Annotated in this window: 9 protein-coding genes; 2 read left to right on the forward strand and 7 right to left on the reverse strand. The window is 63.5% G+C overall.

Features of this window, described 5'->3' with window-relative positions:
* Positions 1-22 precede the first annotated feature (22 nt).
* The 5 genes from EBS11_RS27490 to EBS11_RS27510 form a co-directional block, all read right to left on the reverse strand.
* On the reverse strand, positions 23-724 hold the full coding sequence (locus EBS11_RS27490) for a response regulator transcription factor (RefSeq protein ID WP_290608536.1): 702 nt from the start codon (positions 722-724) through the stop codon (positions 23-25).
* Positions 721-2,388, reverse strand: coding sequence for a histidine kinase (locus tag EBS11_RS27495; RefSeq protein WP_290608538.1), 1,668 nt, complete (start codon positions 2,386-2,388; stop codon positions 721-723). Before EBS11_RS27495 ends, EBS11_RS27490 begins: the two co-directional genes overlap by 4 nt.
* Positions 2,389-2,538: 150 nt before the next feature.
* Positions 2,539-3,510, reverse strand: coding sequence for a GGDEF domain-containing protein (locus EBS11_RS27500; protein ID WP_290608540.1), 972 nt, complete (start codon positions 3,508-3,510; stop codon positions 2,539-2,541).
* A 5-nt stretch (positions 3,511-3,515) separates the two neighbouring features.
* The gene (locus tag EBS11_RS27505; protein ID WP_131371220.1) at positions 3,516-4,142 is read right to left on the reverse strand and encodes a chemotaxis protein CheC; all 627 of its coding nucleotides are present in this window, start codon (positions 4,140-4,142) and stop codon (positions 3,516-3,518) included.
* 2 nt (positions 4,143-4,144) lie between these two features.
* The gene (locus EBS11_RS27510) at positions 4,145-4,513 is read right to left on the reverse strand and encodes a response regulator (RefSeq protein ID WP_290608543.1); all 369 of its coding nucleotides are present in this window, start codon (positions 4,511-4,513) and stop codon (positions 4,145-4,147) included.
* A gap of 204 nt (positions 4,514-4,717) precedes the next feature.
* On the opposite strand from EBS11_RS27510, the gene rpiA reads away from it, so the two are divergent.
* Positions 4,718-5,395 carry a ribose-5-phosphate isomerase RpiA gene (gene rpiA / locus EBS11_RS27515; RefSeq protein WP_290608549.1) on the forward strand — a complete coding sequence of 226 codons (678 nt, stop codon included), beginning with the start codon at positions 4,718-4,720 and terminating at the stop codon, positions 5,393-5,395.
* Between the two features lie 36 nt (positions 5,396-5,431).
* Here rpiA and EBS11_RS27520 read toward each other — a convergent pair whose 3' ends face one another.
* Positions 5,432-5,956, reverse strand: coding sequence for a DUF6622 family protein (locus tag EBS11_RS27520; protein WP_290608551.1), 525 nt, complete (start codon positions 5,954-5,956; stop codon positions 5,432-5,434).
* Between the two features lie 168 nt (positions 5,957-6,124).
* Positions 6,125-6,397, reverse strand: coding sequence for an oxidative damage protection protein (locus EBS11_RS27525; RefSeq protein ID WP_034750797.1), 273 nt, complete (start codon positions 6,395-6,397; stop codon positions 6,125-6,127).
* 219 nt (positions 6,398-6,616) lie between these two features.
* Here EBS11_RS27525 and kdsA point away from each other — a divergent pair, with 219 nt between their 5' ends.
* Positions 6,617-7,462 (forward strand): 3-deoxy-8-phosphooctulonate synthase, encoded by an 846-nt coding sequence (kdsA, locus tag EBS11_RS27530; protein WP_086144016.1) that lies wholly within the window; start codon positions 6,617-6,619, stop codon positions 7,460-7,462.
* Positions 7,463-7,500 lie beyond the last annotated feature (38 nt).

A 7,500-nucleotide genomic window follows, 5' to 3' on the forward strand; every position in this document is an offset into this window, starting at 1 on the left:
GCCGCGCGGCGGGACGGCGGCGTCAGGCGCCGGGCGGCAATTCGCCCAGGTGGTGCTTGGTGGCGTAGGCGTACAGTTCCAGGCGGTTGTAGACGCCCAGCTTGCGGTAGATCGAGGTCAGGTGGTTGCGCAAGGTATGTTCGGAGATGAACAGCTGGTCCGCCAGCAGCTTGGCCGGCGTGCCGCTGCCGTGTACCAGGGCGGCGATGATCTTTCTTTCCTTGAGGGTCAGGCTGGCCACGGCGACGGCCTGCGCCGAACCGCCGCCGGGCTGGGTCAGCTGCGTCAGCATGCGTCCCAGCATGGCGTGTTCCAGCCACAGTTCGCCGTGGTAGACCTTTTCGATGGCCTTGAGCACCATTTCCGCCGGCGCATCCTTGCTGACAATGCCGCGCGCGCCCTTGAGCACGGTCTGGTCCAGGATGGCCTGGTCGTGGCTGGCCGTCAGCACCAGCACGCGCGTGCTGCCGCACTGCGCCAGCGCCGGCAGGATGGCCAGCGAGCTGATGCCTCCCAGGTCCAGGTCCAGCACGACCACATCGGGCGACAGCGCTTTCGCCAGCTCCAGCGCCTCGGTGCTGTCGGAGGCCGTGGCGAGCACCCGCATGCCCGAGTGTTCGCCGCCGATCAGGCGTTCCAGGCCCCACAGCATGGTCTTGTGATCATCCACCAGCAGGACGCTGATGAGATGGCTGGCCGGCGGCATGGCGTGATGGTCGTTCATATGGGAATCTCGATCTGGACGGAGGTGTTGCCCTGCGTGCCATGCGTGACGCGGGCCGTGCCGCCCAGGGCGGCGGCCCGTTCGGCCAGCGAATCGGGCAGGAAGTCGGGTACGTGCGCGGCCGCGCATTCGTTGTCGATGCTGATGTGCAGCGCGCCCTGGGCGCAGGTCAGCTTGACGGCGCCGTGGCGGGCCGAGGTGTGCTTGCGGATATTGCTCATGCCTTCGTTGACGATCTGGAACACTTCGGCCGCCAGGCGGTCATTGATGTGCAGGTCGCCCTCGATGTCCAGGGTGATGTCGATGCCATAGAATTCGCGGATCTGCGTGGCCTGGCGGCGCAGCGCGACGAGCAGTTCCGGCTCGCTTTGCACCTGGCCGTTCTTGAAGGTGCGCGCGTAGCTGCGCAGGTCGGTGATCACCTGGCCCGACATGAGGATCAGCTTTTCCAGCTCGGGCAGCAGGGGGTTGCCCGGCGTGGCTTCGTTGCGCAGGGCGGCCAGGCCGTGGCGCAGGCCGATATACGGCTGGATGGCCGTGTCGTGCAGGTCGCGCGCGATCTTTTCGCGCTCGCGCGAGGCCGCTTGCGAGGCCAGGCGGTCGAGCAGGTCGATGTTCTCGATGACGGGAAAGGCCTGCGCGCCGATATGGCTGAGGAACAGGGCGTCGGTCCTGCTCATGCTGGTGGCGGAGACGATAAAGATGCGGCCTTTGCCATTGCGCAAGGGCAGGGGCGCGCTGATGAAGGCGTGCGCCTCGAGCAGCTCGGCCAGGCGCGCGCCTGCCGCATCGTCATGCCGCAGCCAGCGTCCGCTGTGCGGGTCCTGCATGCGCGCCCCGCCGGACCAGGGCAGCCAGAGTCCCGCGGGCTGGTTGTACAGCGCGATCTTGTCGGGCGCAAAGGCGAGCAGGGGGCTGGCCGCCTCGTCGCTGAGGAGCGAACTGGTGTGCATGATGCCCGATGCCGTATGGATCACGCTGCGCAGCGACCAGACCCGCGTTCCCTTGTCCTGCATGACGAGCAGACAACTGCGGCCGTTGAAGTAGCTGCGCGTCTTTTCCAGCACCGAGGTGATCGTCTGGTCGACACCGAAGCGGGGATTGGACAGCTGGCTGACATCGCGCAGCAGGGCCAGGTGGCTGCGCTGCGTGATGGCCGAACCGCCCCAGTAGGCGATCATGTAGCCGAGCGCGAGCAGGAAAGTGCTGCGTAACAGCAGGCGCGACAATTCCGCATCCGATTCGCCGAACAGGGCCGTGGCGGCGAACAGGCCGGCCGAGGCCAGGGTGACGCGGGCGCCTTCCTCGAAGCCGCGCTGGAACGACGATGTCAGGATGGCAAAGAAAAAAAACAGGAAGAATAAATTATTGTGGCTGCTGGTGGAAAAGACGATGAGCGCATACCAGGCCACGTCCAGCCAGTACAGCAGGATGTCCTGTGGCAGGTTGATGCCCAGCACGGCCAGCACGTAGAGCAACAGGCTGTGCATGGTGTAGGCGGAAAAGATCAGCCAGGTGATCCTGCTCAGCTTGCCGGCGCTTTCGGGATCGATGAACAGGGTCAGCAAGGTCGCGCTGGACAGCAGCAGGCGCATGCCATTGACCATGGTTGTATCCAGGCCAGTGCCCGGCAAGCGGGAGGTGAGAGGCAGATCGAGGTTCACAAGCACTCCTGGCCGTATCCGCGCAGGAGCGGCGCATGCGCGTGAATGGATACCGCAGATAAATTCTTGTTGTTTTTGCTGCAATCAGCTATGAGTCTACGCACCCGCCGGAAAGATGTCTACTGGAATTATATGGCGGACGTTGCTTTCCTACAGCGCCTGCACCATGACCCGGTTGCGGCCGGCCCGCTTGGCCAGGTACAGGGCGCGGTCGGCTGCGCCGATCAGGGCGGAGATTTCCAGCGGCTGGTGCGGGTGCTGCGTGGCGATGCCGATGCTCACCGTGATGTGCTTGACGTCATTGCCCGTCTTGGCGTGCGGAATGCGCAGGTCGGCCGCGCGCTGGCGGATCGCCTCGGCCATGCGCAAGGCCTGCGCCGCATCCGTGTCGGGCAGGATGGCGGCAAATTCCTCGCCGCCATAGCGTGCCAGCAGGTCGGTGGGGCGCTGCAGCATGGCGGCCAGCTCGGCCGCCACGCGGATCAGGCAGCCGTCGCCCTGCTGGTGGCCGTAGTGGTCGTTGTAATCCTTGAAATGGTCGATATCGATCATCAGCAGCGACAGGGGGCTGCCCGTGCGCATGGCGCGCCGCATTTCCTTCTCGATGGCGACGTCGAAGTGGCGGCGGTTGGCGATGCCCGTCAAGCCGTCGGCAAAGGTTTGCGAGCGCAGGACCATGGTCTGTTCGCGCAGCAGCTTCTCGCGGCCCACGGCGATGGTGACATCATTGATCTGGATCAGGCAGTGGCGCGGCGCACCGGGTAAATTGATCGGTGTGACGGCGATCGCCTGCTGCATGCGTTCCTGGCCTTCCGTCGCCCCCGCGGCGGCGCCGTGCGTGTACAGGGCAAACGGCGCCTTGTGCAGGGTTTGCGACAGCAGCGACTGGAAATTGTCGCGCAGGGCCTGGGTGATGGCCGAGTCGATGCGCTTGTGCCGCAGATCCGGGAAGATGGCAAAGAAGTCCTGGCCCAGCACGGCCTCGGCCGTCCAGGCGGAGTGGCGCGCCATCCAGCGGTTCCACAGCACGATGCGGTGATGCTCGTCGAGCACGATGGCGCCCAGGTTGACGGCGCCGATGATGCTCTCGAGCAGGGCGAGTCGGTGTAAGGCATCCGGCATGATCTTCACGCCTGTCCCAGGACCTTGGCCAGGTAGCGGCTGACTTGCTGCTTCAGGTCGTGCAAGGCGGACAGGTCGAGCACGAATGCGACATAGCCGTGGATCTGGTGCTTGGCCAGCACGAAGTCGATGTGCAGCATCAGCACGACGGCCTCGTCGTCCTGGCCGCCGAAGGACGACAGGATTTCCGCGCTGGTGCCCACGTGGTACAGGGGCAGCGAGCCATGCAGTTCGCTGTCGAACAGGTTGGCCAGGGTTCCCACGCAGGAATTGAGGATGATGTTGCCGATTTCGCTCATCGCCTCCTGTTCCATCTCCGTCAGTTCCTGCAGCGGCATGGCGTCGCCCACCATCAGGCGCACGATTTCCAGGCTCTTGTCTTCCGGGAACATCAGGATGGCTTCGGTGGCGAAGGCGCCGTCATAGTGCTGGCTGACGCCGCAGATGCGTTCGCCATCTTTCTTGCTGCCCAGCAGGGCGGCCGCATCGGCGCGGTTCAGGAAGGTGATGGAAGGCACCGACATGGTGACCTCTTCATTGACGATCTCGCTCATCGCGGCGGCCGCGTGGCCTACCCCGATATTGAATATCTCCACGAGGGCATCGTTTTCCAGTTCGGAGAGATTGACCATGCTCACAGTCCCAGTGAATCGATCAGCTGGTGGATGCGCGTTTCCGTGATCGGTTTTTCCATGAAGCCGACGCCGAGTTCGCTGGCGCGGTTGCGGATGGCATTCTGTACATTGGCCGTGACGAGGAAGATGGGCGTCTGCGGGCACAACGCGCGCAATTGTTCCGCCGCCGCCACGCCGCCCATGCCGGGCATGTTGACATCCAGTAGTATCAGGACAGGCTTGACGGTCTTGACTTTTTCCAGGGCTTCTTCACCCGTCGCCGCCTCGATGACTTGCCAGTCGGCATGTTTGCTGAGGATGAATTGATGCGACATCAAACGTGAAACCCGGCTGTCATCGACAACAAGTACCTGTTTACTGTGATTCATTTGCTATTCCTGAAACGTCATATGTGTCAATAGTGGCATTTTCGCATATTTTAACGGGCATACGGAGGAATTGACCAATCAATTGCTCTTGAGCAAAATTCACGCCGCCAGGGTGGAGCAAAAGCCACGGCAGGCAGGCAAGGGCGGCTGGACGGGCCGGCAATCCGTTAAAATGGCGGCATTCCTCACTTTAGCCTGAATGCCATGACCCAAGACGAATTGAAGCAAGCCGTAGCCCGCGCCGCCATTAACTACGTGGTGGAAGGTGAAATCATCGGCGTCGGTACCGGTTCCACCGCCAATTTCTTCATCGATGAACTGGCCAAGATCAAGGACCGCATCAAGGGGACGGTCGCGTCCTCCGAAGCAACGGCTGCCCGCTTGGCCGGCCATGGCATTCCCGTCTTCGACCTGAACGACGTCGAGTCGATCGCCGTCTACATCGACGGCGCCGATGAAATCACGGCCAGCGGCGCCATGATCAAGGGCGGCGGCGCGGCATTGACGCGTGAAAAGATCGTCGCTTCCGTCGCCAAGCAATTTGTCTGCATCGCCGACGGCTCGAAACTGGTGGACACCCTGGGCGCCTTCCCGCTGCCCGTGGAAGTGATCCCGATGGCCCGCGCCGCCGTGGCGCGCCAGCTGGCCGCGCTGGGCGGCACGCCCCGTTTGCGCCTGAAGGCGGGCACTACCGAAGCGTTCATCACGGACAACGGCGGCGAGATCATCGACGTGCTGGGCCTGCAGATCGCCGACCCGGTGGCGCTGGAACAGCAGATCAACCAGATCGTCGGCGTCATTGCCGTCGGCCTGTTCGCCGTGCGCGGCGCGAATGTCTGCCTGCTGGGCATGCCGGAAGGCGTGCGTACCCTGGCGTACTAAGGCGATCGCCGGCGTTCGCCGGCGTTGCTACCTGTCTTACACGGCGGCCCCTTGCGGGCCGCTCGTCATTTGTGCCTGGCGGTACACGGCCACGCTACGCAGCAAACCACCCAGGAAGAGGCCGCTGAAGCAACCGTAGGCGAGGCAGACGGGCACGATGAAGCCGGCCGCGTGGGCATAGGCGGGCGCGATGGACAAGGTGACGGCGACCGCATATTTCATGCAAAAAATACACATCATCAAGATCAAGGGCAGCCAGCTGCCGGGGCGCTGCACGCTGCCGCGGGCGGGAATGGCCACGATGGCGCGCGCATCGGTCAGCGACCAGGCCAGCGCCGCGCCGGCCAGTGCGCCGGCTACCCAGGCGTACGGCGCCATGCCGGCAAAACCGAAGCTGCCATGCACGCCGCTCAGGGACAGGGCCAGCATGACGAGCGGAATGATGCACAGCTTGCGCAAGCTCACTTCGCGGGCCCGGCTGGCCAGCACGCCGCGGTACACGAGGAAGGCCAGGATGGCCCAGACATACAGGGGAGTGTGGCTGAAGATTTGCTGCAACATGGTGTCCGCCTTTGGTGTGGGGTTGTCGATGGGCGTACTGTGCCAGCCGGCGGTGCGGGCGGCGAGCGGCTTGCGACGAAACGAGGGGGCGGTGCCGTGAAACGGCGGGGGAAGGCGCGAAACGAAGGTGAAACTGCCCGTGACGCGGTCACGGGCAAGCGATACGGCTTATTCCGTCGGCGGCACGTAGCCCATGGCGGCATCGGCGCCATCGCCGAAGAAATGCTTTTCCATCTGCGTGGCCAGGTATTTGCGGGCGCGCGCGTCGGCCAGGTTCAGGCGGTTTTCATTGACCAGCATGGTCTGGTGCTTGAGCCAGGCAGCCCAGGCTTCTTTCGACACGGATTCGTAAATCTTCTTGCCCAGTTCGCCCGGGTACGGCGGGAAGTCCAGTCCTTCGGCTTCCTTGTTGAGTTTGATGCAGTGGATCGTGCGGGCCATCTGTGCTCCTGAATCAGTGTAGAGATAAAGCGTGATTATAAGGCACTTTGCGCCTGCCCTCGCGGGGCCGTCGCGGCCCTGTCACGCGCCGTTTGCCACGCCCTTGCGCTGGATCAAATTTGATCTGCGCCGTCCTAGCTAGTAAGATGCCTTATCGCGCCAGCCCCTGGCTGCGCCTCGTCCAACCCAGCAGTAGCAATTAACCAAGATGGAATCCCTATGACCTCAGTGAAAGTCCATGGCATCGATGTCAGCAATACAGGCAGCTTCGCGCTGTTTGGCGGCATCAACGTGCTCGAATCGCGCGACCTGGCCATGCGCGCTTGCGAAGAATATGTGCGCGTCACGCAAAAACTGGGTATTCCCTATGTGTTCAAGGCCAGTTTCGACAAGGCCAACCGCTCGTCCATCCATTCCTACCGCGGTCCGGGCCTGGAAGAAGGCATGCGCATCTTCCAGGACGTGAAGGCGGCGTTTGGCGTGCCCGTCATTACCGACGTGCATGAGCCTTGGCAGGCCCAGCAGGTGGCGGAAGTGGTGGACGTGCTGCAATTGCCCGCCTTCCTGGCGCGCCAGACGGACCTCGTCGTGGCCCTGGCCAAGACCGGCAAGGTGATCAACATCAAGAAGCCGCAATTCCTCAGCCCTGGCCAGATGGCCAATATTGTCGAAAAGTTCAAGGAAGCGGGCAACGATCAGTTGATCCTGTGCGACCGCGGCACTTGCCTCGGCTACGACAACCTGGTGGTCGACATGCTGGGCTTTGGCGTCATGAAGAAGACCTGCGACAACCTGCCCATCATCTTCGACGTCACCCACGCGCTGCAGCAGCGCGACCCAGGCGGTGCCGCTTCCGGTGGCCGCCGCCAGCAAGTGGCGGACCTGGCCCGCGCCGGCCTGGCCGTCGGCATCGCCGGCCTGTTCCTGGAAGCCCATCCGGACCCGGACAATGCCCGCTGCGACGGCCCCAGCGCCCTGCCGCTGGACCAGCTGGAGCCGTTCCTGGCGCAATTGAAGGCGCTCGACGACCTGGTCAAATCGTTTGCCCCGCTGAACATCAAGTAATGATGTTTCAGTAAAGAAAAAGCCCGGCATGCCGGGCT

It is taken from the genome of Janthinobacterium sp., assembly GCF_009923995.1.
GTDB lineage: Bacteria > Pseudomonadota > Gammaproteobacteria > Burkholderiales > Burkholderiaceae_D > Janthinobacterium.

Bases quoted from the DNA above. Each gene is read 5' to 3' on its own strand.
- EBS11_RS27490 (WP_290608536.1), bottom strand. From the start codon at position 724: ATGAACGACCATCACGCCATGCCGCCGGCCAGCCATCTCATCAGCGTC.
- EBS11_RS27500 (WP_290608540.1), bottom strand. From the start codon at position 3,510: ATGCCGGATGCCTTACACCGACTCGCCCTGCTCGAGAGCATCATCGGC.
- EBS11_RS27505 (WP_131371220.1), bottom strand. From the start codon at position 4,142: ATGGTCAATCTCTCCGAACTGGAAAACGATGCCCTCGTGGAGATATTC.
- EBS11_RS27510 (WP_290608543.1), bottom strand. From the start codon at position 4,513: ATGAATCACAGTAAACAGGTACTTGTTGTCGATGACAGCCGGGTTTCA.
- rpiA (WP_290608549.1), top strand. From the start codon at position 4,718: ATGACCCAAGACGAATTGAAGCAAGCCGTAGCCCGCGCCGCCATTAAC.
- EBS11_RS27520 (WP_290608551.1), bottom strand. From the start codon at position 5,956: ATGTTGCAGCAAATCTTCAGCCACACTCCCCTGTATGTCTGGGCCATC.
- EBS11_RS27525 (WP_034750797.1), bottom strand. From the start codon at position 6,397: ATGGCCCGCACGATCCACTGCATCAAACTCAACAAGGAAGCCGAAGGA.
- kdsA (WP_086144016.1), top strand. From the start codon at position 6,617: ATGACCTCAGTGAAAGTCCATGGCATCGATGTCAGCAATACAGGCAGC.